The sequence below is a fragment of the Pelobacter propionicus DSM 2379 genome (assembly GCF_000015045.1).
In the GTDB taxonomy this organism is placed as follows: domain Bacteria; phylum Desulfobacterota; class Desulfuromonadia; order Geobacterales; family Pseudopelobacteraceae; genus Pseudopelobacter; species Pseudopelobacter propionicus.
Map to the genome: position 1 here is coordinate 1,618,697 of NC_008609.1, position 22,339 is coordinate 1,641,035.

The following is a 22,339-nucleotide window of genomic DNA, read 5'->3' on the forward strand; positions in this document are numbered from 1 at the left end:
CCGGTTTAGGCGGCGGCCAGGCGTTTGTCGATGAAGTCGATCATCTGCCCCAGGGTTGCCACCGAGTGGGCCTCTTCAGGAGAGAATTCCACGCCGAAGCTGTCCTCCGTCAGCACCAGCAGCTCGGCCAACGCCAGGGAGTCAAGGCGCAGATCGTTTCGCAGGTCAGCCTCGGGTTTCAGGTCCTCCGGGGCCAGCTTGCCCTTCCTCGTCTTCAGAATCAGTTCACAGATTTTCTCGCGTGTTGTCATGGTTCATCTCCTTTGGTGTGAATTTGGTCACTCCCGGGGGAGTGCCAGCGAAGCAATGCCGACCCCCAGCTGACTCCCGCCCCGAATCCGGTCAGCATCAGGTGGTCGCCATGCACTATCCGCCCCGTGCGGATGGTCTCGTCCAGGGCAATGGGGATCGAGGCGGAAGAGGTGTTTCCGATCCGCTCCAGGTTGACGACAAACCGCTCCAGCGGCAGGTCAAGCCGGCCGGCCGCGGCCTCGATGATGCGGCGGTTTGCCTGGTGGGGCACGAACAGGGCGATATCCGTTGGCGTCAATCCCCGCTTGTTCATGGCGCGCATGGCCGAATTGCCCAGGATGCGCATGGCGAAGACGAAAACCTGGTTCCCGTCCATGCGCACGTACTGCAACTGGTCGGCAAGGACTTCCGCCGAGAGCGGCAACCGGCTGCCGCCGGCCGGGACCATGATGGCCTCATGTTCGCTGCCGATGGTGCCCGCATCGGTCGCCAGCAAGCCGAATCCGTCGGGAACCGGCCCGATCACCGCCGCGCCGGCGCCGTCGCCGAACAGGATGACGCTGTCGCAGTCGTCCGGGTTGACGATGCGGGACAGCACCTCCGCGCCGATCAGCAGCACCTTGCGGCTGAATCCGCAGGTGACGGCATGACAGCCGACCACGAGCCCATACACGAAACCGGAGCAGGCGGCAGAAAGGTCGAAACAGATCGCGCCCGGAATCCCCAGGGCGCCCTGGACGAGCGCCGCCGTGGCCGGGGAGGGGTAATCGCCGGATATGGTGGAGACGATGACCATGCCGATCTCCTCCGGAAGGGTATCGGCGGCGGCCAGGGCCCGACGGGCGGCAACGATGGCCAGGTCGGAGCAGGCCTGATGCGGTGCGGCGATGTGGCGTTGGCGGATGCCGGTGCGCTCGAAGATCCACTCCGTGGTGATGCCGAAGCGGCTGGCGAGCTCTTCGTTGGTCAGCAGCTGTTCCGGCAGGCAGACACCGGTTCCCAGGATTCCAGCCCCCGTGGTCATCATACCCCTCCCGGTGCCGGGACTGATTCCCGGTCGTTGCGGATGAATTCCAAAAGCGCCCGTGCCCCGGCGCTGTACAGCCTGATCCCCTCGTAATCCGGCTCCCTGCCGAGGATCCGCTGCATCATGATACCGTCGGCGCCGAACCAGCGCGGAAACAGGCCGCCCAGAAAGAAGCCCCGTTGGCGCAAATCTTCCACGGCCCGGCCGATGGAGGGCAGGGCGGCGGAGATCACCACCTGGAGGCTGACCACTCCCCGCTGCGCGGCACGAAGCAGCAACTCGTCCAGGAACCCGGTCCAGTCGCCGCCGATGGAGCTGACGGCAACCCTCCACATGCCGGCGCCGGTGAACCAGGTGTCGTGACAAACGGTGGTCCCCGTTTCGGGCAGCGTCGCGCGGCCGTGGCGCGGGTTCCTGGGGCGCAGGCGGCCGAGGATGGCCTGGAGCGGCTCCTCGTACCGGTCCGGCAGATAACACTCCTCCTCCGGGTCGGACTGCTCGAAAAACTGCAGCAGGCAGGCCACCCGCTCCGACTCCGGCGCGTGCTCGCGGAACGCGGCCCCGTCCATCTGCTCCAGAGCCAGGGCGCAGTCCGCGAAGCCCGATTTGGCGCAGGCCAACTGGGTGAAAAAGTGGTGGCAGACCGACTCTCCGAAGATGCCGTCACTGCCGGAAGGGGGCAGGTGCTCCGGGCGCAGGAACTGTTGCAGCAGCGACCAGGCCAGATCGCCGTCGCCCCGGCCGGGGACCACCAGCAGGTTGCCCCCTTCCCACAGGCGCGGGTTAGGCGCGCTCGTATAGATGGCAACGTAGCCGGCCGGGAGCCCCTGGCCGTCGAAGGCCAGAAACGAGCTCAGTCTGCCGGCGGCGATTTCAGCCATGACCCCCGCTCCCTGATAGACGTATTTCACCGGATAGGTGTCGCCGTAAATCGAACGGAATACCTCCGCGACCGCATCGGCGCGGGATGCGTCAACCGGTAGTAAGGTATAGGGCGCAGGGCACATGGTCTGACTCCTTTCAGTGGGGTGGTGCTGCTCTTCTGCGGCGGTCCCGGTCTTGCGGGCGTCGGTTCGGTTTCTCCGCAACGGTTGCCGATTGTCGTTTCAGGTTCAGACGATGCCGCCATCCACGACCAGGGACTGGCCGGTGATGTAGGAAGCCCGCGCCGAGGCCAGGAACAGGACCGCCTCGGCCACTTCCTGGGGAGTGCCGCTGCGCCCCAGGGAGGTGGTGCGGACGATGCGTTGCAGCGCCTCCCCCTCCAGGTGCGCGGTCATGTCGGTACGTATCAGGCCGGCCACCACCGCGTTCACCCGGATCCCTAGCGGCCCCAGCTCGCGGGCCAGGGATTTGGTGAAGCTGATGGCGGCGCCCTTGGAGGCGGAGTAGGTGGTCTGGCCGGCCGTTCCCATGAGGGCGGATACGGATGAGACCGTTACGATGGCGCCCCGCTGTTGCCCCAGCATCTTTCTGGCGCCCCATTTGCCGCAGTGAAAGAGGGAGTTCAGGTTTGTCCGCATGACCTCCTCCCAATCCTGTTCGGCCATGGTGACCAGCAGCCCGTCTCTCAGGATGCCGGCGTTGTTGACCAGCACGTCGATGTGCCCCGTCTCTTTCGCGGCCGCATCCATGATGGCGCGGGCTCCTTCGGCCGTGCCCACGTCGGCCTTGATGGCGACCAGGGAGCCTGCCAGGCTCTCGGCCTCCTCCCAGGTAGCCCGTGCGGCCGCATCGTTGTTCAGGTACGCCGCAAACACCCGTGCGCCGTTGCGGGCAAAGGCCAGCGCAATGGCCCGTCCGATCCCGCGGGTGCCGCCGGTGACGACAACGGTCTGGTCCTTGAATTCCATGGCAAACTCCCTGCTGCTATTCATTCAGGCCGGAAAGGGCCGCCAGCACCTTCGACGGTGTCAGCGGGGCATGGTTGACACGGATCCCGCAGGCGTCGGCCAGGGCGTTGGCGATTGCCGGCAGCGGGCCGTTCATGGCCACCTCGCCGATGCCCTTCATGCCGAAGGGGCCGCTCTCCTCGTCGCCCTGGCAGGGGATGGAGACGATCTCCGGCACATCCTGGGCTCCCGGGATCAGATAGCTGCCCAGGTCGTCGCTCAGCACCATCCCCTGGCTGGTCACCAGATCCTCCATCAGGGCGTAGCCCAGACCCTGGGCCACGCCGCCATGGACCTGCTGGTCGAACATGGCCGGGTTGATGACTCCGCCGCCGTCGGTGGTCGCCAGATAGTCCATCACCCGGATCAGGCCGGTGGCCAGGTCCACCTGGATGCGGGCCAAGTGGGCGGCGTAGGCGAAGATCAGGTGGGGGAAGCCGATGAAGAAGCCGGTGGCCGTATCCGGCACATCCCGGCAGACCGGGGCCACGAACTGGTTGATGCAGACCCGGTCCTCGCGGGGCATGAAGCCGGCCAACTGCCGCAGGGGCACTTCCCGCTGGCTTGGGGGGTGGATCACCTTGCCGGGTGCCAGGCGCAGCTCGTCGTCGTTGTCGGTGAACAGCAGCAGCCCGGCCCGGTTGATCAGGCGTGCCTTGAGATCCTGACAGGCTTTGATCAGGGCATTGCCGAAGGTATAGGTGGTCCGGCCGGCGGATGAGGAACCGGAGGGGTAGGCGGTGAGGGTGTCCGGCTGGTGCAGCCGCAAGCTGGAGGCATCCTGTCCCAGGATCTGTCCCGCCATCTGCAGGAAGGCGGCCGAGTTTCCCTGTCCCATGTCCGAGACCCCGTTGTGCACCACGATCTCCCCCTCTGGGGAAAGTTCCACCTTGGCGATGGCCGCGTCGCGCACCTTGCCGCCGTAGCCGGCGGCGTTGAAGATGGCCGCCAGACCGACCCCGCGCCTGGTATGGGGAGGTGCCTGTCGTTTCCACTCCTCCCGCTCGTGCCAGAAGGGATGCTCCTCCAGCAGTTCCAGGCAGCCTGCAATGTTGGTGGATGTGTCCAGGCGCATGCCGGCGCAGTTTCTGTCCCCCCGGACCAGGGCGTTCTTGCGGCGGAGTTGCAGCGGGTCCATGGCCAGCTTTTCCGCCAGCAGGTCCATCATGGACTCGAAGGCGAAGCTGACCTGGCAGACGCCGAAGGCGCGCATGGCGCCGGCCACCGGGTTGTTGGTGAAGACGCATTTTCCCCTGATCAGCGTGTGGGGGATGCGGTAGGGGCCGCCGCTGTGCTCCATGCCCAGCTCCATCACCTCGCCCCCCAGGTGGGCGTAGGCGCCGGTGTCATAGATCAGGTCGCACTGCAGGGCGTGCAGGGTGCCGTCCTCCAAGGCGCCCATGCGGTAGCGCATCCTGCAGCCGTGGCGCCGGTAGCCGGCGGACAGGTTTTCCTCCCTGCTCCACTGCATTCTCACCGGCCTCCCTTCGCTGTGCAGGGCGGCCAGTGCCAGCAGGCACTGCACGGTGGCGCCGTCCTTGCCGCCGAAGCCACCCCCCAGGCTGGGGCTTGTGATGCGGATGCGCTGGAAAGGGATGCCCAGGGCATGGCCCACCTCGAAGCGGTCCCGGAAGGGGGACTGGGTGGAGACGGTCATGCTGATGCCGCCATCCGCTTCCAGCCTGGCGGTGCCGTTCTCCGTCTCCAGGAAAACATGGGCCTGCACCGGGGTGGAGAACTCTCCCTCCACCATCGCGGCGCACTCCCCCAGCGCCGTCTCGGCGTCGCCGGTGCGGATCTCGGCCGCCAGGAGCAGGTTGCTCGCCTGGTCCGGGTGCAGTTGGGGGGCGCCTTCGGCCAGTGCCTCGTCGGGGTCGAACAGCGCCGGAAGCGGCTGGATCTCGGCCCGCACCAGCGTGATGGCCCGGCGCAGGGCAGAGGCACTCTCGGCCAGCACCAGGGCGATGGCGTCTCCGCTGTAGCGGACCAGGTCGTCCACCAGCACCGGCGTGTCCTTATGGATGATGCCGTGGCGGTTCGGCCCGTCTATGTCCCTGGCGGTCAGCACCCTGAGCACGCCGGGCAGGGCCAGGGCCGCCGAAGCATCCAGCGACAGGAGCCTGCCGTGGGGGATGCCGGCCCGCACCGCCCCTGCCCAGACCAGGTTGTCGGGGTAGATGTCGGCGGAGAACAGCTCCCGACCCCTGGCCTTGGCAGGGGCGTCGCCGCGGATCTCCGGCCGGCCTATTTCCAGTTGTCGTTCATCCATGGTCATGACGTTCTACCCCGCGAGCGGATCGCCGCGATCTCAGCGCCCAGAGCCTGGGCAAAGCGGGTCATGACCTCCATCTCCTTGAGGGTGACGCGGATCCAGCCGGGGTAGCGGAACCCGGTCATGGAGCGGACCATCATCCCCCGCTTCATCAGGCGGCGGTACATGAGCATGTCGTTGATTGGCACCCTGATCATCAGGTAGTTGCCTTCTCCGATGACGGTTTCCAGGCCCAGGTCGTCGCACGCCGTGCGCAGATAGGCCCTGGACTCCCGAACCAGGGCGCGGGTCGCGGCGATATGTCCCCCATCGTCGGAAAGTGCCGCCAGGGCGGCCCGCTGGGCCTGCACGTTTACCGAATAGACCACGCTGGTGCGTCGGACCACCTCCACCACCCGGTCGCTCCCTACCAGATAGCCGGTGCGCAGACCGGCCAGGGCGTACATCTTGGAGAAGGTGCGGAATACCACCAGGTTGGGGAAGCGCTCCATCAGGCTGACCCCGTCCGGGTACTCTTCATCCTCCACGAATTCGCGGTAGGCCTCGTCCACCACCACGATCCGCTCGCTTCCCACCCTTTCCAGGAAGTCGGTCAGCAGCTGCCCTGTCCAGTAGCTGCCGGTGGGGTTGTTGGGGTTGCAGACAAAGATGATCTTGGTGCGGTTGTCGATCCTGTCCAGCATCCCCTGGGGATCGAAGGCGTGATCGCGGAGCGGAACCAGGTGCGCCTGGATGCCGGAGAACTCCGCCACCCATTCGTAGACGGCAAAGGTCTTGTCTGCGGTGACGATGTTGTCGCCCGGCTGGCAGAAGGCCTTGATCACCGACGAGATAACCTCGCAGGAACCGTTGCCCACCAGGATGCGCTCGGGGGAGATGCCCAGGCGGTTCCCCAGAGCCTCGCGCAGCTCGAATGAGTCGCCGCTGGGGTAGACGGCGGCCAGCTCCGGGGGGAAGGAGGCGATCTCGCGGCTTGCCGCCGGGGGAGGACCCAGGGGGTTTTCGTTGTTGTTCAGGCGATAGAGCAGGGGGGCGCCGTACTCACGCATCAGCAGGTGGTCGGGCCTGCTGGGGACGTAGGCCTGGAAACAGCGAACATAGTCGGGGACCAGGGTGTCCAGGTTCATGGCTGCCCGTTCCCGCCGGAATGGTCGTACACCACCAGGTCGCCCTGGCCCGCGTCCGGCACCAGCAGGCGCGGCACAAAGCCGGTCTGCTCCAGGGCATCGGCGAAGGCGGTGTCCTCGCTGCGTCCGCTGTTTATTTCGACGATGAAGTTGCCGATCCCCTCCTCACCCAGGAGCTGCAGATGGGCGGACAGGTTGTCGGCCATGTCCCGGCCGGCGCAGAGGGGGCGAATGATAGCCAGGGAGCGGGGGCAGTCCAGTTCCACCGCCAGCACCGAGGCGTCGCGCAAACGGTTGAGGCTGCCGCCCGTTTCCCGTATCTGACGGGGGAGGCAGAGCCGGTCGTACTGCTCGGCCAGGAAGGCGCCCAGGGTCCCGCCGCAGTAGACCACCCCGCCGCTCTCCTCCCTCAGCTGGCGGTAGTAGTAGGTGCAGTGGCTGGCGTCTCCGCTGGAGCCGGCCATCTCCAGGTCCCCCAGGAAATCGAAGAAACGCTCGTGGTCCGGCAGCGGCCCCTGGCGCCGCAGCAACCCCCGCGAGCGGGAGTGGGAGATGCGTCCGAAGGCCTCGTCCATCAGCATGGTCAGGGTGCGGTCTTCCGGGTCGCAGGTGAACAGGTAGGGACCGAACAGTTCTGTGCAGGTTTCCGTCAGCGGCCGCCAGAGTACGCCGCCGACGATCCAGTCGTTACTCATTGCCAAAAGCGCGTTTAAGTGGCCGGCCGCCAGCATGTCGGCCGCCATGCCCGGGCGGGCCAGGAAGAGGGGGGTGAACGGGGAGGCGGAGGCGGTCACCATGGCGGCGAAATGCCGCAGGTCGTCTGCCGTGGGGGAGCTCAGGCGGACCGTGCCGATAAGATCGGCAGGCGGGAGTTCCGCGGCGCCGACTGCCGGGTAGTCCCGGTCGCGGGTCATGCGGATCGCCACCCGTTCGTTGCCGCCAAAGTCCAGGCGCAGGCTGGATACGCTGCGGGCGGCGATCATCGGCCCCAGCATGTCCAGCGATTCCTCGCTGTCATGGCTAACCCGCCAGGTCAGGTTGAAGGCGCGCATGTCCGGGTTGGCGGTGGCGAAGGAGAGGGTGAGGCACAGGCGGTAGCCCTGGTCCTCCAGTTCGATCTCAGCCGTGGAATCCGCGGCTGCCCGGCGGCTGTAGAAGGAGAACAGTTCCTCCACCGCCAGCACCAGCCCGGTGGCTTCCCGGTCGCCATAACCGAAGCCATGCGCCCCGCGCTCGGCGAATTCCATGGCCAGGGGGAGGAAGGGGGCGCTGAAGGGGATGCGGATTGTGGCGCTCTTCTGCCTGCTTGTCTGCTGTTGCATGGATGAGCCTCTCAAATGTTCAGGCGCCTCATAGTTCCTTCCGCCCATGGTCCCGCCTGACCAGCTCCAGCAGGCTGCGGCCACGGCTGGAGTGGACCTTCATGCCGTCGAAGTCCGGATCCACGAAGTGCTTCTGCAGCAGCAGGCCGTCACTGCCGAACCAGGCGGGGAGCAGGCCGCCGAAGCGATAGCCCTGGCTCCGCAGCAGCTCCACGATCCCCCCGGACCAGGGGTGTCCCAGGTCAATGAAGAACTGGATCAGGGCGTAGTCATCGTTTCTCAGTTCCCGTTCCAGCTCGTGCAGTCGAATAGCGAGCCCTTCACCCGGCGTCGTGACCGTGCAGCGGGCCACGCCGGCAAAGTCGAAGCGTTGCGCGTCGATCTCCCCCTGGCCGGCTGGCAGGGCGTTGTCGGGGACGATCAGCTCGCGCTCCAGGTTCAGGCCGTCCAGCAGAAGTGTCAGCTCCTCCCGGTAGGGGTGGGGGATGTGCAGTTTCCTGGGGCAATCCCGGTCCACCCGGAAATAGACCATGCATCCCACGCGGCCCTGGGCACTCTGCTCTGCCTGGTAGGCCCGGGCTGGCATGAGGGCCGGCTCCAGGGCGGTTTCCAGCATCCGCGATTGCAGGGAAAGCTTCTGGGTGATGATGTGGTTGCATACCGCCTCGCCGAAGATTCCGTCGATGCCGTCGTGTCCCACCAGTTCCATGAGCTGCTGGTTTGCGCGGAAGAAGGCCATGGTGGAGCGGTACCCCGGAAGGGTCAGTCCCAGTCCGAATTCGTAGAGATTTGGGTTGGGGGGAGAACTGCGGTAGAGGGCCACATGGGAGACCACGTCGCCGGAGGCGGTACGGCTTACCACGCTGCGGATGGTCCCGCGACGGTTCTCCTCCACCAGCCGCTCCGGGATGTAGTAGGTGTCGATGGGGTAGCCGTCGCCGTACACGGCGTAGAACAGCCGTGTCACCCCATAGGCGTCGGAGGGCTGGAAACGGTCGGCAATGAACTCCTGGTCGTCGGGGATGGGGCGTTGGTCGGCGGCCAGCATGGCCAGCGCCTCGCTGCGCTGCATGCTCATCGACCGGCGCCGATGCGGTCGGCGAAGTTCTCCAGCGTCTTCAGCCGCAGTGCATCCGCGTCGCTGATGTTGATGCCGTAGCGTCGCTCCACCGCCATGACGAAAGCCGGGCCGTCCAGGGAATCAACCCCCTGCTGGGCCAGTAGCCGGGAAGGGTCCAGCTGTTCCACGACGGCCGGCTCCACACCCACCTCCAGCATCAGCTGTTTCAGTTCCTCGATCAGTTCCATGTCTATGCTCCTTTCGGTTGAGCCGGTTCTCGCAGCCGAAAACGCTGGATCTTGCCGGTGGGTGTACGGGGAAGCTGTTCCACGAAGGTGAAGCTGACCGGACACATGTACTCCGGCAGCCGCTCCAGCAGATGGGCGCGCAGGCGGCGCGCCAGTGCCGGGTTCCCCTGGACCTCGGGGGATGGTATCACGAAGGCCCCCGGCCTGACCAGGCCGCCCACGGATAGGGCTACCACGGCGCATTCGGCCACGCTGGGGTGACTCAGGAGCGCCTCCTCCACCGGCAGCGGCGAGACCAACTGGGCGCCGGCCTTGATCATATCGTCGTTGCGTCCCTGGTGGTAGTAGAAACCGTCCCGTTCCAGGAACAGGTCGCCACTGCGCAGGAAACCGTCGGGGAGCATGGTCTCGCCGCTTTTGTCCGGCAGGTTCCAGTAGCAGGGGCAGCTGGTCGGCCCCTTGACCAGCAGGGTGCCCACTGTTCCGGAGGGCACCGCCCTGCCGTCCTCGTCCACCAGCCTGATCCGGTAGCCGGGCACCGCCTGGCCGGCGGAACCGGGCCTGGCCCGGCCGGGGCGGTTGGAAATGTAGATGTAGGACATTTCGGTGGAGCCGATGCCGTCCAGCAGCTCAAGCCCGGTCAGGCGGTGCCACTCGTGGAAGATGGCTGCCGGCAGGGCCTCGCCGGCGGAGTAGCAGAGTCGCAGGGAGAGTTCCAGGCGGTCGGAGCCGCAGGAGAGGATCAGCTGGGAGTAGACCGTGGGCACGGAGAAGAAGACGCTCGGCCGGTGGCGCTCCATTAGCTCCAGAATGGCGGCCGCGTCCGGCTTGTCCGGAATGAGGATCGCCGTTGCCCCGAAGAAGAGCGGGAAGGCCAGGCTGTTGATCAGGCCGTAGGCAAAGGAGAACTTGCTTGCCGAGAAGATGCGGTCCTGTTCGCTGAGCCCCAGGATCTCCCTGCCCACCAGGTCGCAGGGGATCAGCAGATCCCGGTGGCGGTGGGGGATCCCCTTGGGTACTCCGGTGGAGCCGGAGCTGTACTGCATGTAGGCGATCCGGTCGGCCGGAGGAACGTCCGCCGCGAACTCCCCGTCGTGCCCCTCGGGTGGTTCGAATCTGTCCCTATCGTCGCAGACGAGCAGGCCGACCCGGCTCTGTTCCGGCGGGAGCGGGGAGGGGAGCCGGGGATCGGTCACCAGCAGGCGACTGCCACTGTCGTTCAAGATGTGCTCGAACTGTTCCCGGGTAAGGGCGGTGCCTGCGACCACCGCCGTCACCCCGGCCAGCAGGCAGCCGAGGAAGGCCACCGGGAAAGCCAGGCTGTCGGGGAGCAGGATCAGCACCCGTTCTCCCGGTGAAATACCCCGCTCCCGCAGCAGCAGGGCGAAAAGGCGGCTGTACCGCTCCAACTCCCGGTAGGAGAGGGAACGCTCACCGCAGAGAAAGGCGGCCTTGTCCGGGTGGCGTTCCCGGTTGCGCTCCAGCAGCATGGCAGCGGCATTGTCGGTGTACATTGTTTTCCTCCGTGAATATCATCTCATTACCGGCAGGGACAGGGCCGGGTTTTCCCGAGTCTTTCCCATGCGCGCCGCTGTCAGGGGGAGGGGCACATCAGCTCCCGTAATCCGGGGAGCGTCTGAATTCCATGCGCAGGATGTTGCGACCGTTTTCCCGGCGATAGCTGACGCTGTCCGACAGCGTGCGGATGAAGTGAATCCCCAGGCCGCCGATCTCCCGCTCCATGACATCAAGCGTCAGGTCAGGATCGGGGAGCGACAGGACATCGAAGGGCTGCCCCTGGTCGACGATTTCCAGCACGAATGCGTCGCCATCGTTCCTGCAGCTGATTTCCGCGTTCCCCTCTCCCTGGGGATAGGCATGGTTGCAGATGTTGACGAAGGCTTCTTCGAGGACCAGCTGCAGTCCGAACCGCTTCTTTGCGTCCAGCCCGAAGCGGTCGGCGCACTGTTCCACGAATGCGTTAGTCGCGTCGAGGTTCCCGACCCTTGCTGCAATGTGCTTCGTGGCCACTATCATGGCACTTCAGGAGAGGGCGGCAAGGGAGGCGGCCAGCGATGAATCCATCTGGAAGATGGAGTTGAAACCGGAGATGTCGAATACCTCTTTGACGGTGCCGGTGACGTTGGCAAAGCGCAGCTGCCCTTTTTTTGCCTTGAGCAGTTTTGCCGTTACCAGCAGCCCCCGCAACCCGGCGCTGCTGATGTAATCGAGCTGTTCAAAGTCAACCACGAAATGGAGATTTCCGCCGTCGATCAGCTCACGTATTTTTTTCTCATACTCCGGGGCGGTAACGGCATCAAGCCTGCCGGTTATGGTTATGATGGTCGCGTTCTGGTCCGTTGTTGCCTTGAACTCCATGGGTGTTCTCCTTTGCGTGCTGTTGGTCAGGTTCTCTTGATCAGGACGGTTACACTGACTACATCTGTTCTGGCCGTCGAACGCAGCTCGTCACGCCGACCCTCGCGTCACACCGCTTCCCCGGTAGGTAATCGCAACCATGGTGATGTCGTCCGATTGCGGCGCGCCATTGGCATGACGCGTGACTTCGGCACGGATGAAATGGATTGTTTCCGTAAGATCATCCCTGGGGCCACGCCGCAGGGCATCAAGCAGCTGCGGCTCGCCGTACAGTTCTTCCTTCCGGTTTTTCGCCTCGGTCACGCCGTCGGTATAGAGAAACAGCGTGTCTCCCGGCTGCATGGTGAGTCGTTGGGTTGTGTAGACAATATCTGGCATGGGGCCCAGAACGAAACCCGATTCCAGGGTGAGGTAGCCTATCCCCGTGGAGTCGATTGTCAGCGGCGGGTTGTGTCCGGCATTGGCGAAGCGCACCTCACCGCAGGTGGTATCCAGGATGGCGCAGAACACCGTGGCGAACATGCAGCTGTCATTGTCCGCCGCCAGGATGTTGTTGACGGATGAAAGAATTTTGTCCGGCTCGCCCAGGCGCTGCGCCTCAGACTTCAGCAGGGTCTTGGCCACCATCATGTACAGTGCAGCCGGTACACCCTTGTCCGAAACATCGGCAATCAGGAAGCAGAGATTGGTGTCGTCGATGAAGAAGAAGTCGTAGAAGTCACCGCCGACTTCCTTTGCCGGATCCATGGATGCGAAGATATCGAACTCGGGGCGTTCCGGAAAAGCGGGAAAAATGCGGGGCAACAGGCTGGCCTGGATGTCGGTGGCCACCTTGAGCTCGCTCTGGATGCGTTCCTTGGCCGCGGTGGTCTCGGTCAGATTCCTGATGTAGTCCTTGAGCGACTCCTTCATGGCCTGAAAGTCATGGGCCAGCAACCCGACCTCGTCGTTGGAGCGCACCAGGGGGAGTTCCAGGTCGAAGTTCCCCGCCGCCAGTTGATGGGTCGCCGCGGCCAGGGAACGGAGCGGCGTCGTGATGGAGCGGGCGATGAAGACCACCGCCAGGGTCAAAAGCAGGATGCCGGCCAAACCCATGATTGCGCCGGTCAGGCTCAGGCTTCTCACCTGGGCCAGCAGCTCCGCCTCGGGAAAGACCACCGCCAGGGTCCAGCCCACGGAGGGGATCGGGGCGTAGTAGAGCCAGCAGCGCCTGCCGTACAGGTCTGTGTAGGGGATGAAGTCGGAGCCCCCGCTGATCATCTTCCTCCCCAGGGCCCGCAGTCCCGGGTCGTTGCGTGCCTCGGCCAGGGAGAAGACGGTCTCGTTCATGATCATCTCCCGGGAAGGGTGGGTGACGATGGTGCCGTTGCGGGAGAGGAGAAAGGCGTAGCCGCTCTTGAGCACCTTGATGGATGCCACCGTGGCGGTCAGCCACTCCAGGGAAATGTCGGAAACCACCACCCCCTTGACACGCCTGGCGCCGCCACTGGTCTCGTGGAAGGGGACGGAACAGCTTGCCATGAGGATGTTTGATCCGTTGTCGCCGTAATAGGGCTCGGTCCATTCCGTTCTGCCCAACTCCCGGCTGATCTGGTACCAGTCCTGGCGCAGGTACTGGAAGGAGTCCTCGTTGTTGTAGGCGATCTTCCCCCGGCTCCGGAAGAAGTAGGGGGCGTAGGGGCGGGCGTTGCTTTCGCGGGTGTCGGGCTCGAAGGCAGCGCAGGAACCGTAGATCTCGGGGTTGTCCGCCAGTGTGTCCTTAAGCAGGGCGAGAAGCTCCCGGTGACTGTAACGGCCGTTCTCCAGGGAACGGGCCAGCCCCTCGGTTACCCTGGTGACCGAGGCGAGTACGGCCTCCACCCTGTTAACCGACGACAGCGCCAGGTTGCGGGCGTTGTTCTCCAGCTCTCTCTGCAGGACACTCTTGGAGCGGTAGTAGCTGTAGCCCAGAATAACGGTGAAGATGAGGGAAGTGCAGAGCGTGATGACCAGGATCAGTTTGAAGGCAATGCTTCTATCGCCGAACATCGGGCCTCCTGGTAAAGGCATCGTAGTCGGGGATGGCGCGGATCATCCTCTCCTTTTGCAAAATCCGGCCGGTAGCCTGGTAGTCCTCCCGGTTCAGTGCGCCGGTCAGCGCCTGGCCGTCCCGGGGGGCGATCAGGTCGCGCATCCGCTCCAGCATCCATTTCTGGTGCGTGCGGTTGGCGGGAATCCTGGCCAGTCGCATCTGTTTGATGACGATGTCCAGCGCCTCGTCGGGATGGCTGAAGGCATACTCCCATCCCTCCAGCGTGGCCCGCACGAAGCTGTCCACCAGGGCGGGATCTCTCCGCACGGTTTTCTCCAGGGCGTAGAGGCCGTCTTCGGGAAGGTTCAGCCCCAGGTCTTTGAAAAAGAACAGGCTCAACTCATCGGGGTCGATGCCGGCATTGATGATGGTGTGGTACTCGTTGTACCACATGGCCGAGGCCACATCGATGCCGCCGCGCAGGAAAAGGTTGATGGTGTAGGATTGGGGAACGGTGCGCACGCTCAATCGCTGCCTGGTGAAGAATACCGTGGGGGGGATGGCAAAGGGGTCCCCCCAGAGGCCGATCTTTTTGCCGTTCATGTCGGCAGGAGTCCTGATGCCGCTGGATTTTCGGGCCACCAGCATCAGGGAGGAGTTCTGGACCACCTGGGCGATGTTGACAAGCCGCACTCCTGCGCTGCGCTGCTGCATGGCCGTGGTCAGCCAGAGCATGGTGAAATCGGCCGTGCCGTTGGCCAGGTATGCGCTGGGGGAGCGGTTCGGTCCTCCGGTGATAATGGTCAGGTCGATGCCGTGTTTGCGGTAGATTCCCCGCTCCAGGGCGGTGTAATACCCGGCGAACTGGGCCTGGGGGCTCCAGAGCGGCAGCAGGCTGGCCTTTTTCAGTGTCTCCGCCACGGCCGCGTGGGCTTGCGTGAGCATGACGACGGTCACCAGCAGGGGCAAAAGGACGGTTATTAGCCTCGGAGGTCCGGCTCCCGGTGTCCTCATGCGCTGCCTTTCATGCTGCCGTGAGCCACCATAAACTCCATCCCCCATTGTCTGCGGTTGCATCTGATCGAGTCAACCGCGACGCACTCACCCTGTTTTCCAACCCGGAGCGGTTCAGGCGCGCCTGGGCGCCTACCCTGCCATTGTGTACCACTTTTTTCGGTGTTGCCGAGCACAAAAAAGCGGCTCGACTGTCGGGCACGGCAGATGAACGAAAAAAAAGGCCCCATCCGGCGGGCCCCTGTTTCAGGCTGTTCCCAAGAGAACGTCGGATGCCTTGAACAGCGCGCAGGCGCGGCTACCCTCCTTAAGTTCCAGTTCGTTGACGCTGTCGCGGGTGATGGTGGCGCTGATGATGGTGCCGCCGTTGATCTCAAGGTCTACCTCGCAGTTCACCTCCCCCTCGATGATGCGAACGATGGTGCCGCGGAACAGGTTGCGGGCGCTGAATCTGCTGTTATGCAGGTCGCTGCCGATCATGACCGAACTTGCCTTCACGATGGCATAGGCGTCCATACCGGTTGTCAGCCCCAGGTTCTCCACGGCGCCGTTGGTGATCACCGATGTCAGCTTGACGTCTCCCTTTAGCGTCAGGGTTACCTCGGCAGTGACGCTGTTTGTGGTGATGGCGCTGATGGTGCCGTAGAAGATGTTGCGCGCGCTGATCCTCATGGAATTTCTCCGCAGAAAACTGCACAGGCTGTCGGTGTTGCCCAGTTTTTCCTCAAGTCTTTCCAGGTGTCTGCGCAATTCCCGCTGAATCAGGTTGAACTGCGTGACGATTTCCTTTCCCTCGGCGGTCAGTCTGGTGCCGCCGCCCCCCTTGCCTCCGGTCAGGCTGTCCACCAGCGGCTTTTCAGCCAGGTTGTTGATGGCGCTGACCGTGTCCCAGGCGGTCTTGTAGCAGATGCCCGCCGCCTTGGCCGCCTTGGTGATCGATCCCAGTTCGTCGATCTTCTCCAGGAGCCTGATGCGATCCGTTCCCAGGAATTTACTATCATCCCGGTTGAACCAGAGGTTGCCGGAGATGTTGAGTTTGCTCTTGTCTGTTTTCATGGATGACGCTCCTCTTTGGTGAATGCTCTGAGATCGATGAAGAAGCCTCTTTCAGAAGTGTGTGATCGCAAAATCCGGCTGGACATAACAAAAGGGGGCTGCTTTGCAACAGCCCCCTCTTCCTATTCCACCGTCTGGTCAATCACTGCGCCTATTCTGCTTCTTCGCCCTGGTGTTTCGATCCGCGCGGCAGGGCGACCAACTCCGCTCCCACCGCCTCTGCGATGTGCTTCAGTTCGCACATGCGCAGATGCTGGCCGTACACCTTCAGATTCAGATCCGATACAGCTACCAGGATATACCGGGGCTGTTTCGCACCATCCGCCATCTTGGACCGCTCGCGATAAAAGATCTTGCCTGACATAAGGGTGCCTCCTTCTTGATTTTTTTCCTCCCTGGGTACTTCGGAGGGTTGATTAAAATATACGCCCCTTATGCATTTTTGGAAAGCGGAAAGATTTTACCCTTAAACCCTGATGACCGTGCCCACCTTCTCGCCCCGGATTGCCCGGCCGATGTTGCCCCGTTTGTGGCCGTTGACGATCTTGATCTCCTTGACGTTGATCATGTCCGGCAGCAGGTTGAGCATCTTGCGTTCCAGCACCAGGTCTTCCATGTCCAGTTTGAGCAGTTCGGCCACGGTGATGTCCTCGATCAGCTCCGCCTTGGGGTTTATCCGCGGGTCTTCGGTGTACAGACCGTCCACGTTCTTCACCAGGATGCAGTTCTTGGCACCCAGCACCTCGGCCATGAGCAGGGCGCCGGTGTCGGTGCGGTGGGGCGGGATCAGGCCGTACTCTGCCGGATGCTCGTAGAGTCCGTAGGGAGGAGTGCCGTGGATTACGGGCAAAAGCCCCAGGTGCAACATGGTGGGCAGATCCAGCAGGTCGCCCGGTTTCACCCGCGAGCCGTGCCATTTGGAGAGCAGCAGGGTGACGATCTCGGCGTTCTGCTCACTGATTTTTGCGGCCAGTTCGGCCAGCACGCCGGTGGGCATGCCCAGGTCGATGCCGATGTCCAGGATGTGGCGCACCCGCACCCCGCCGCCGGTGACGATCAGCATCTTGTGCTCCAGCGACAGCTCGCCGATCTCCTCCATCAGCGGAAGCACCACCTCGCGGCCGTAGTCGATGGTCCCATGTCCGCCGATCTTGACCACGTTCAGATCCGGCACGAGCCTGAGCGACTCGATGCCGGCGCGCCTGCCGGTCAGGCTCTTGCGGACCAGGGTCTCGCCTTTGAGTTTGTTCTGAATTTCATGTCGTCCTGCCATGTTGAAACCTCCTGATGGGTGTGTGGATTTTTAAATGTATGCAAATTGCGAGCCGATGTTGAGATTGTGTGTGAAATGGTTTGCTACGTGTTTGAAGAGCCGTGGAGCGAGGGAGCCTGGCAGGCAAAGGATGCCGCGGTCCAGCGTCGATAGCGGCAATTGTAGCAGGAGCGTTCCTCGTCGGCAATCCACTCCTCCTCCACATCCGGGGAGAAGTGCCGGCAGAGGGCCGCTTGGCCGGCCGCGCCGGCCCAGTCCTCTTTGCCGCCGGGAAACTCCCCGTCACCATGGACGTCAGTCTGCCGTTTCTCCATCAGTACCTCTTCAGCTGCTTGCGGTGAACCGTCTGCCAGGTGACGGTTCCGTCGGGAGAAGGAGTGACCAGCAGCACCGAGAGCCCGTCCAGCAGCACGGTCTTGGCCTTTTCGTCGATTCTCACCAGGTCGTTGTTCCCCACGGCCTCGCCCGTGACGGAGCGCACCACATCCACCTCGGCGAAGCTGCTGATCAGAGCGGCCACGCTGATGACGCCGTTGTCGGCGGGGATCTTCAGCCCCCCTTTCATGCGTCCGTCGTTGCCGCTCAACCGCAGGCCGGCGCCGGCCAGGGCTCCGATGACCCCCTGACCGCTGCCGCCGTGCTCGGACAGGTGCACTCCCTCGCATCGGGCCGTTTCATAGGCCATCTCCTTGGAGAGCACGGCCTGCTTGGCCTGCCTGCCGAAGGCAATCAGCCGGTCGGGAGAACTCAGTCTGTCCAGTACGGCCACGCACAGGCCGGGATCGGAGTCTGGCGCGCTCTCCCGGGAGAGGAATGCGGACGCATGGCCGATGACCCGGTCCAGGGAGCTGTCGTCGATCTCGGCGCTGAAGCACATGGCACTGTTGTGGGAGGTGTAGGGGATGTCCGGGTGTACCAGCAGCTGGTGGCGGCTGACGAAACTGCTGGTCCCCCAGCCGTTGGTTTCCAGATCGTCGGCAATCAGGGAGGCCAGTTCGCCGGTCCCCCTGCTTTCCAGGTTGTCGGTGTCGTCGATGCTCACGAGAATGCGCATGGGTGAATGTCTCCGCAGGGGTGTGAGAGTAATGAAATGTCCGCGGAATAGTGACCTGAGCGTCGTGAAAAATCAAATACTATTTCAGGCTCCGCGCGGGATTGTTGCAGCTCGGGCGGATCAACGGTTCGAGAAATTCCTCTCTTACGATTACACAGTCGGGCCCTCGCTGGGGTCGAAGCCGTTGGCGACCAGGATCTCCAGGCACTTGTTGTAAACATTGGCGACGATCGCGCCGCAACGCTCTCGCGGTTGGGTTCCGTCGGCCAGGATTGCGGCACAGGTGATACCGCCGTACAGGGGGGTGTAGGTGTGCTCGAACCACTCCCAGAGTTCTTCCAGCATGCCGGGGAGCAGCTCGCTTTCCTGCTCGTCGTCGCTTCCCTTGCCGGCATACAGGGAGAGCAGGCAGGCTGCGCCGGTCAGCGTGCCGCAGGTGCCCAGTTGTCCGGCGGTTCCCTTTGATATGCCGTAGAGTGCCCGCACCAGGTCGGGGTTCTCCTTTCCCTGGTTGCGCAGGGCCAGGATCAGCAGGATCTGGCTGCAGAAATACCCTTTCTGGCTCAGTTCCATTAGCGTGAAGGTGGTGTCATCAATCATCATTTCCTCTCTTTCGTCGTCTTTCACAACCGGTTCAACTGCAGCGCCTTTCCCATGAGGTCGATCACCCCGCCGCTCCTGACCTCCTCCATGCCGTAGTGCCCGAGCACCAGGGGCAACTGGGCCTTGCAACTGGCGCAGGCAACCGCCACGTAATCCAGGGGGAGCAGGCGCCTGATCTGCTCCCCCTTCATCTTGCCCAGCTTCATGCGGATCTCCAGCATCTCCTCCATCAGGAGCCCCGATCCGCCGCCGCAGCAGAAGTTCTTCTCCCGGTTTGGGCTCATCTCCACGAACTCCTCCACGCAGGCCGACATGATTCTGCGCGGTGCATCCACCAGCCCCGTGCCCCGGGCATGGTTGCACGAGTCGTGCAAGGTGGCCCGCAGGGGAAGTTTGCGCAGCGCTAGATCTGACAGTCGCTCGGCCATGAAGTCCAGCACGTTCACCAGGTTGAAGGGGAGCGGCCCATTGGCGCCCTCGGAGCACATGCGTGCCACCCGCCAGCCGTGTCCGCATTCTCCCACCACGACCGTGGTGGCGCCGACCCGGGCGGCGGTGTCGCGCATGCGCTGGTTGAACTCCTTCATGAGCTCCAGATTGAAGAGGAAGCCGTAATTGGCCGCCTCCAGCATGGTGGTGGAGATAGTCCAGTTGACCCCCAGGGCGTGGAACAGCTTGGCCGCACCCATGAGGGTCTCCACGTTGCTGAACAGTTCCGATGAGGAGGGGAGATAGAGCAGATCCGAGTCCGGCTTATCCACCGGGATGGGGATATCCAGGCCGGTCTCGTCCCGCAACTCCTGCTCCAGAAACGCGCAGCTGTCCAGCACGGCCGGCTGGGGGATGCCGGTGTTGTTGCCGGCACCCAGTTCGTTGCGGGCGATGGTGACCATGAAGCTGGGGGCGATTCCCAACTGGGAGAGGATGTTGCGTCCCGCCAGTACGATCTCGCCGGTATCGATCCCCAGGGGGCAGAATGTGGCGCAGCGGCGGCAGACCGTGCACTGGTAGAAGTAGTCGATCCAGCTCTCCAGGGTCTGCGCATCCAGCTGCGGAGCGCCGCCCACTATGCCCAGCGCCTTTCCAAGCCAAGTGAAGTGCCGTTTGTACACCCGGCGCATCAGGCCGGCCCTGGCTGCCGGGATGTTATGGTGGTCGTCCGTTCCCCGATAGCTGTGGCAGGCCTGGGCGCAGGCGCCGCAGCCGGTGCAGCTCTCCAGCATGACCGACAGCTGGCGGGCGAAGGAGCGGTACTGGTCCAGCAGCTGCAGAGCGGCGCTTACCCGTTTTCCCTCGGGGACCGGCGTGATGCCGATCTTCCGCATCTCATCCGCTGTGGCCAGAAGCATTGGAATCTTCATTGCCGGGACTCCTCCCCGGGTGCGCGTTTTTCGGCAAAGGGGGAGCGGGGGTGTTTGTCCTTCGGCGTGGGGAAGGTGGGGGCCGCCTCCATCAGCATGGCCCGGTTGACCAGGGCGCCCGCCGCGTGCATCAGCTGCGAGAAGGGGAAATAGACCAGCAGGAAGCCTGCCAGTGAAAGGTGGAGCGTGAACAGCGGGTTGGGGGGGGGCGGCACGGAATCGAAGCGGAAGAGTGATGCAATCCAGGACCTGACGGCCGGGAGGTCAGGGTGGAAGCCGGGCAGATACATGCCGAGCCCGCTTGAGGCGACGGAGAGCAGGAGCAGCAGGTCGAACCAGACCAGAGGCTCGGAGAGCCTGCGCAGTTCCCGGTCCAGCAGGCGACGGCAGAAGAGGGCGACCAGCGAGGAAACCATGACTGCTCCGGCCACTCCGCCCAGCGTCCTGGAGATGAGTGCGCTGGTCTCCAGGGAAGCGCCCAGAGCGGTGAACTGGCCGCGCAGGAGGGAGATTCCCAGGACGTGCCCGGCGAGGATCATGGCCAGGGAGAGGTGCAGCAGCCAAGCCAGGAACCAGAGCAGCCTGTTCTCGCGAAAGAGCGTCCTGAACAGGAACAGCTCTCCGGCCGCCAGCGCCAGCTTCCCGCGCCGCTTCGTCGAGACCGGGAAGAGGGTCAGCTGGTAGGGGACCGGCCGCCAGAGCCAGGCCGCGATGCGGAGGATGCTGGCGCAGAAGAACAGCGTAACAGCCGCGAGGGGAAGTATGCCGTAGAAGATGTGCTCCATGGACACTCCGTCCGTCGTCCGGCTACAGGCACCCCGCCGGTTTGGGCAGTCCCGCCACCTTGCAGGCTGTCCTGGCGGTCTTGCAGGAGAAAAGCGCCTCCAGTTCATCCAGGGTGACGCCGCTCTCCCTAGCCAGCTTGCGGTACATGGGGGCGACTTTGAAGCGCTGGTAGTAGTCGCGCAGGCAGTGGATCACCCGCCAGTGCGCCTCGCTCAGTTGGGGGATGTTTTCCAGAGCGGCCAGGGCGCGGGCCACGGCCTCGTTCCACTCTTCCTGGCGGAGCAGGAAACCCTGCGAGTTCAGTTCGATACTGTTTCCATCAACTTCCAGGTATGGCATCGTGATTTTCCACCTTGACGCTCCGGTGGTCGGATGAAAAACCGGCGCAATCGGATTGCGCGCTCCTATGAAAAAACCCGCGACAACAACCGACTCCTGTCGGTGTCATCGCGGGTTTCGTTGGGTCTGCTCTGTACAGAGGACGAAGTGGGCGCAAGTAGGTGCTGACCGTTTCAAATCCAGCCATCCGGATGGAATCGCTGTATGTCCTGTTTCCCTCCCGGTGAGCCGACGGCTGCAACTCTAACAATATTGCTACAGTAAATAAAGGGGAAAGTGGATTTCGGGGAGCCGACGACTATGGGCGCCCGGCACCGGATTTTGCATTGACCGGGGCGAATCTTTGTTGCTTACTGTCCGGATCACCAGATGCGTAGCAAGGCGGAGGAGTTTTTTGGAGCGAACACCACCTGAAAAAGTCTTTTCCATCCGGACGGCACTGCTGATCTCTCTCGTGCTCCATGCCTGCCTGCTGATGCTCTTTAGTTGCCCGTGCGACAGTCTCCCCGATCCCCGACCGATCATCGTTGATCTGAGTCTCGCCATGCCGGCGGGTGGGGGAGGGGGGGGCGGTCAGGGGGGCGCTTTCACGGGCGCCATCCGACCATCAGCGGCTCCTGCTACCTCCCGTCCTCCAGTCCCTGCTGTGCGGCACGGCGCTCCACTACGGGGCCGGGAAACAGTGGTGACCAGAGCAGTTCCGCTCGTTCGTGCCCTGTCGTCGGTCCAAAAACGCCGCCAGGATGGGGGAGCGCTGACACATGGGGCAGCGGGATCGGTTCTTGTGCTTGCGGCGGCAAACGATTCCGCTGCCTCCGGCCCGGGTGGAGGTGGCTCAGGGGGGAACGGTACGGGGTCAGCTACTGGCCACGGCTCCGGTTCGGGAAGTGGATCTGGCAGCGGTTCGGGGAGCGGAGGCGGCGATGGGGCCGGAAGCGCTGCCGTCGGAAGGAGCGGGAACAGTGTCCAGCTTCAGCGTTCCGGATACCTGGCCGAACATTTCGCCTACATCCGGGAGATCATCCACAGGCGCCTTACCTATCCCCGCAGGGCGCAGCGGGAAGGGTGGAGCGGAAGGGTGCGGGTCTCCTTCGTTATCCAGGAAGACGGCAGCGTGAGCGATATCCGCGTTGTGGGGAGCTCCGGATACGATATCCTGGATCAGGGCGCCGTGGAGGCCATACGAAAGTCCGCGCCCTTTCCCCGGCCTCCGGTCAGTGCGGAGCTCCGCATGCCCATCGTCTACCAGCTGGAACCGTGACA

24 protein-coding genes are annotated in these 22,339 nt (G+C 63.8%); 1 reads left to right on the forward strand and 23 read right to left on the reverse strand.

Features of this window, described 5'->3' with window-relative positions; translation table 11 throughout:
- Window positions 1–5: 5 nt before the first annotated feature.
- The 23 genes from PPRO_RS07535 to PPRO_RS07650 all read right to left on the reverse strand — a co-directional run bounded on the left by PPRO_RS07535 (window position 6) and on the right by PPRO_RS07650 (window position 21,076).
- Entirely contained in the window at window positions 6–251 is a 246-nt protein-coding gene (locus tag PPRO_RS07535; RefSeq protein ID WP_011735420.1) for an acyl carrier protein, read from the reverse strand.
- The gene (locus PPRO_RS07540) at window positions 248–1,279 is read right to left on the reverse strand and encodes a 3-oxoacyl-ACP synthase III family protein (protein WP_049759674.1); all 1,032 of its coding nucleotides are present in this window, start codon (window positions 1,277–1,279) and stop codon (window positions 248–250) included. The genes PPRO_RS07535 and PPRO_RS07540 overlap by 4 nt, the downstream gene beginning before the upstream one ends.
- Complete coding sequence (locus PPRO_RS07545; protein WP_011735422.1) at window positions 1,276–2,286, reverse strand: hypothetical protein; 1,011 nt, start codon at window positions 2,284–2,286, stop codon at window positions 1,276–1,278. Before PPRO_RS07545 ends, PPRO_RS07540 begins: the two co-directional genes overlap by 4 nt.
- 105 nt (window positions 2,287–2,391) lie before the next feature.
- Window positions 2,392–3,132 (reverse strand): 3-oxoacyl-ACP reductase family protein, encoded by a 741-nt coding sequence (locus tag PPRO_RS07550; RefSeq protein ID WP_011735423.1) that lies wholly within the window; start codon window positions 3,130–3,132, stop codon window positions 2,392–2,394.
- Between the two features lie 16 nt (window positions 3,133–3,148).
- On the reverse strand, window positions 3,149–5,446 hold the full coding sequence (locus tag PPRO_RS07555; RefSeq protein ID WP_011735424.1) for a xanthine dehydrogenase family protein molybdopterin-binding subunit: 2,298 nt from the start codon (window positions 5,444–5,446) through the stop codon (window positions 3,149–3,151).
- Entirely contained in the window at window positions 5,443–6,570 is a 1,128-nt protein-coding gene (gene hisC / locus PPRO_RS07560) for a histidinol-phosphate transaminase (protein WP_011735425.1), read from the reverse strand. The genes PPRO_RS07555 and hisC overlap by 4 nt, the downstream gene beginning before the upstream one ends.
- Complete coding sequence (locus PPRO_RS07565; RefSeq protein ID WP_011735426.1) at window positions 6,567–7,892, reverse strand: hypothetical protein; 1,326 nt, start codon at window positions 7,890–7,892, stop codon at window positions 6,567–6,569. The genes hisC and PPRO_RS07565 overlap by 4 nt, the downstream gene beginning before the upstream one ends.
- Before the next feature lie 28 nt (window positions 7,893–7,920).
- Window positions 7,921–8,970 (reverse strand): hypothetical protein, encoded by a 1,050-nt coding sequence (locus PPRO_RS07570; protein ID WP_011735427.1) that lies wholly within the window; start codon window positions 8,968–8,970, stop codon window positions 7,921–7,923.
- Window positions 8,967–9,200: an acyl carrier protein gene (locus PPRO_RS07575; protein WP_011735428.1), complete on the reverse strand. Its 234-nt coding sequence runs from the start codon at window positions 9,198–9,200 to the stop codon at window positions 8,967–8,969. The genes PPRO_RS07570 and PPRO_RS07575 overlap by 4 nt, the downstream gene beginning before the upstream one ends.
- A gap of 2 nt (window positions 9,201–9,202) precedes the next feature.
- Complete coding sequence (locus PPRO_RS07580) at window positions 9,203–10,714, reverse strand: benzoate-CoA ligase family protein (protein ID WP_011735429.1); 1,512 nt, start codon at window positions 10,712–10,714, stop codon at window positions 9,203–9,205.
- A 97-nt stretch (window positions 10,715–10,811) separates the two neighbouring features.
- Window positions 10,812–11,237 carry an ATP-binding protein gene (locus tag PPRO_RS07585; RefSeq protein ID WP_011735430.1) on the reverse strand — a complete coding sequence of 142 codons (426 nt, stop codon included), beginning with the start codon at window positions 11,235–11,237 and terminating at the stop codon, window positions 10,812–10,814.
- A gap of 6 nt (window positions 11,238–11,243) precedes the next feature.
- Complete coding sequence (locus PPRO_RS07590; RefSeq protein ID WP_011735431.1) at window positions 11,244–11,579, reverse strand: STAS domain-containing protein; 336 nt, start codon at window positions 11,577–11,579, stop codon at window positions 11,244–11,246.
- Window positions 11,580–11,669: 90 nt separating this feature from the next.
- Window positions 11,670–13,607 carry a SpoIIE family protein phosphatase gene (locus tag PPRO_RS07595; RefSeq protein ID WP_011735432.1) on the reverse strand — a complete coding sequence of 646 codons (1,938 nt, stop codon included), beginning with the start codon at window positions 13,605–13,607 and terminating at the stop codon, window positions 11,670–11,672.
- Window positions 13,594–14,535 (reverse strand): ABC transporter substrate-binding protein, encoded by a 942-nt coding sequence (locus tag PPRO_RS07600; protein WP_232286705.1) that lies wholly within the window; start codon window positions 14,533–14,535, stop codon window positions 13,594–13,596. The genes PPRO_RS07595 and PPRO_RS07600 overlap by 14 nt, the downstream gene beginning before the upstream one ends.
- Before the next feature lie 315 nt (window positions 14,536–14,850).
- Window positions 14,851–15,660, reverse strand: coding sequence for a TOBE domain-containing protein (locus tag PPRO_RS07610; protein ID WP_011735434.1), 810 nt, complete (start codon window positions 15,658–15,660; stop codon window positions 14,851–14,853).
- A 151-nt stretch (window positions 15,661–15,811) separates the two neighbouring features.
- Window positions 15,812–16,024 (reverse strand): hypothetical protein, encoded by a 213-nt coding sequence (locus PPRO_RS07615; RefSeq protein WP_011735435.1) that lies wholly within the window; start codon window positions 16,022–16,024, stop codon window positions 15,812–15,814.
- A 102-nt stretch (window positions 16,025–16,126) separates the two neighbouring features.
- Entirely contained in the window at window positions 16,127–16,933 is an 807-nt protein-coding gene (locus tag PPRO_RS07620) for an amino acid kinase family protein (protein WP_011735436.1), read from the reverse strand.
- Between the two features lie 83 nt (window positions 16,934–17,016).
- Window positions 17,017–17,247 (reverse strand): hypothetical protein, encoded by a 231-nt coding sequence (locus PPRO_RS07625; RefSeq protein ID WP_041532212.1) that lies wholly within the window; start codon window positions 17,245–17,247, stop codon window positions 17,017–17,019.
- Window positions 17,247–17,987: a hypothetical protein gene (locus tag PPRO_RS07630; protein WP_011735437.1), complete on the reverse strand. Its 741-nt coding sequence runs from the start codon at window positions 17,985–17,987 to the stop codon at window positions 17,247–17,249. Before PPRO_RS07630 ends, PPRO_RS07625 begins: the two co-directional genes overlap by 1 nt.
- Window positions 17,988–18,137: 150 nt before the next feature.
- Window positions 18,138–18,590: a DVU_1555 family C-GCAxxG-C-C protein gene (locus tag PPRO_RS07635; RefSeq protein ID WP_232286706.1), complete on the reverse strand. Its 453-nt coding sequence runs from the start codon at window positions 18,588–18,590 to the stop codon at window positions 18,138–18,140.
- 20 nt (window positions 18,591–18,610) lie between these two features.
- Entirely contained in the window at window positions 18,611–19,951 is a 1,341-nt protein-coding gene (locus tag PPRO_RS07640; protein WP_011735439.1) for a (Fe-S)-binding protein, read from the reverse strand.
- Window positions 19,948–20,736 (reverse strand): respiratory nitrate reductase subunit gamma, encoded by a 789-nt coding sequence (locus PPRO_RS07645; RefSeq protein ID WP_011735440.1) that lies wholly within the window; start codon window positions 20,734–20,736, stop codon window positions 19,948–19,950. The genes PPRO_RS07640 and PPRO_RS07645 overlap by 4 nt, the downstream gene beginning before the upstream one ends.
- A gap of 22 nt (window positions 20,737–20,758) precedes the next feature.
- Window positions 20,759–21,076, reverse strand: coding sequence for a TusE/DsrC/DsvC family sulfur relay protein (locus PPRO_RS07650; RefSeq protein ID WP_011735441.1), 318 nt, complete (start codon window positions 21,074–21,076; stop codon window positions 20,759–20,761).
- A gap of 394 nt (window positions 21,077–21,470) precedes the next feature.
- On the opposite strand from PPRO_RS07650, the gene PPRO_RS21630 reads away from it, so the two are divergent.
- Window positions 21,471–22,337, forward strand: a complete 867-nt coding sequence (locus tag PPRO_RS21630; RefSeq protein ID WP_157039965.1) for an energy transducer TonB — start codon at window positions 21,471–21,473, stop codon at window positions 22,335–22,337.
- The last annotated feature ends 2 nt before the right edge of the window (window positions 22,338–22,339 follow it).

Excerpts from the sequence above, each read along its gene's own strand:
- PPRO_RS07535 (WP_011735420.1), bottom strand. The coding sequence starts at position 251 with ATGACAACACGCGAGAAAATCTGTGAACTGATTCTGAAGACGAGGAAG.
- PPRO_RS07540 (WP_049759674.1), bottom strand. The coding sequence starts at position 1,279 with ATGATGACCACGGGGGCTGGAATCCTGGGAACCGGTGTCTGCCTGCCG.
- PPRO_RS07545 (WP_011735422.1), bottom strand. The coding sequence starts at position 2,286 with ATGTGCCCTGCGCCCTATACCTTACTACCGGTTGACGCATCCCGCGCC.
- PPRO_RS07550 (WP_011735423.1), bottom strand. The coding sequence starts at position 3,132 with ATGGAATTCAAGGACCAGACCGTTGTCGTCACCGGCGGCACCCGCGGG.
- PPRO_RS07555 (WP_011735424.1), bottom strand. The coding sequence starts at position 5,446 with ATGACCATGGATGAACGACAACTGGAAATAGGCCGGCCGGAGATCCGC.
- hisC (WP_011735425.1), bottom strand. The coding sequence starts at position 6,570 with ATGAACCTGGACACCCTGGTCCCCGACTATGTTCGCTGTTTCCAGGCC.
- PPRO_RS07565 (WP_011735426.1), bottom strand. The coding sequence starts at position 7,892 with ATGCAACAGCAGACAAGCAGGCAGAAGAGCGCCACAATCCGCATCCCC.
- PPRO_RS07570 (WP_011735427.1), bottom strand. The coding sequence starts at position 8,970 with ATGAGCATGCAGCGCAGCGAGGCGCTGGCCATGCTGGCCGCCGACCAA.
- PPRO_RS07575 (WP_011735428.1), bottom strand. The coding sequence starts at position 9,200 with ATGGAACTGATCGAGGAACTGAAACAGCTGATGCTGGAGGTGGGTGTG.
- PPRO_RS07580 (WP_011735429.1), bottom strand. The coding sequence starts at position 10,714 with ATGTACACCGACAATGCCGCTGCCATGCTGCTGGAGCGCAACCGGGAA.
- PPRO_RS07585 (WP_011735430.1), bottom strand. The coding sequence starts at position 11,237 with ATGATAGTGGCCACGAAGCACATTGCAGCAAGGGTCGGGAACCTCGAC.
- PPRO_RS07590 (WP_011735431.1), bottom strand. The coding sequence starts at position 11,579 with ATGGAGTTCAAGGCAACAACGGACCAGAACGCGACCATCATAACCATA.
- PPRO_RS07595 (WP_011735432.1), bottom strand. The coding sequence starts at position 13,607 with ATGTTCGGCGATAGAAGCATTGCCTTCAAACTGATCCTGGTCATCACG.
- PPRO_RS07600 (WP_232286705.1), bottom strand. The coding sequence starts at position 14,535 with ATGCTCACGCAAGCCCACGCGGCCGTGGCGGAGACACTGAAAAAGGCC.
- PPRO_RS07610 (WP_011735434.1), bottom strand. The coding sequence starts at position 15,660 with ATGAAAACAGACAAGAGCAAACTCAACATCTCCGGCAACCTCTGGTTC.
- PPRO_RS07615 (WP_011735435.1), bottom strand. The coding sequence starts at position 16,024 with ATGTCAGGCAAGATCTTTTATCGCGAGCGGTCCAAGATGGCGGATGGT.
- PPRO_RS07620 (WP_011735436.1), bottom strand. The coding sequence starts at position 16,933 with ATGGCAGGACGACATGAAATTCAGAACAAACTCAAAGGCGAGACCCTG.
- PPRO_RS07625 (WP_041532212.1), bottom strand. The coding sequence starts at position 17,247 with ATGGAGAAACGGCAGACTGACGTCCATGGTGACGGGGAGTTTCCCGGC.
- PPRO_RS07630 (WP_011735437.1), bottom strand. The coding sequence starts at position 17,987 with ATGCGCATTCTCGTGAGCATCGACGACACCGACAACCTGGAAAGCAGG.
- PPRO_RS07635 (WP_232286706.1), bottom strand. The coding sequence starts at position 18,590 with ATGATGATTGATGACACCACCTTCACGCTAATGGAACTGAGCCAGAAA.
- PPRO_RS07640 (WP_011735439.1), bottom strand. The coding sequence starts at position 19,951 with ATGAAGATTCCAATGCTTCTGGCCACAGCGGATGAGATGCGGAAGATC.
- PPRO_RS07645 (WP_011735440.1), bottom strand. The coding sequence starts at position 20,736 with ATGGAGCACATCTTCTACGGCATACTTCCCCTCGCGGCTGTTACGCTG.
- PPRO_RS07650 (WP_011735441.1), bottom strand. The coding sequence starts at position 21,076 with ATGCCATACCTGGAAGTTGATGGAAACAGTATCGAACTGAACTCGCAG.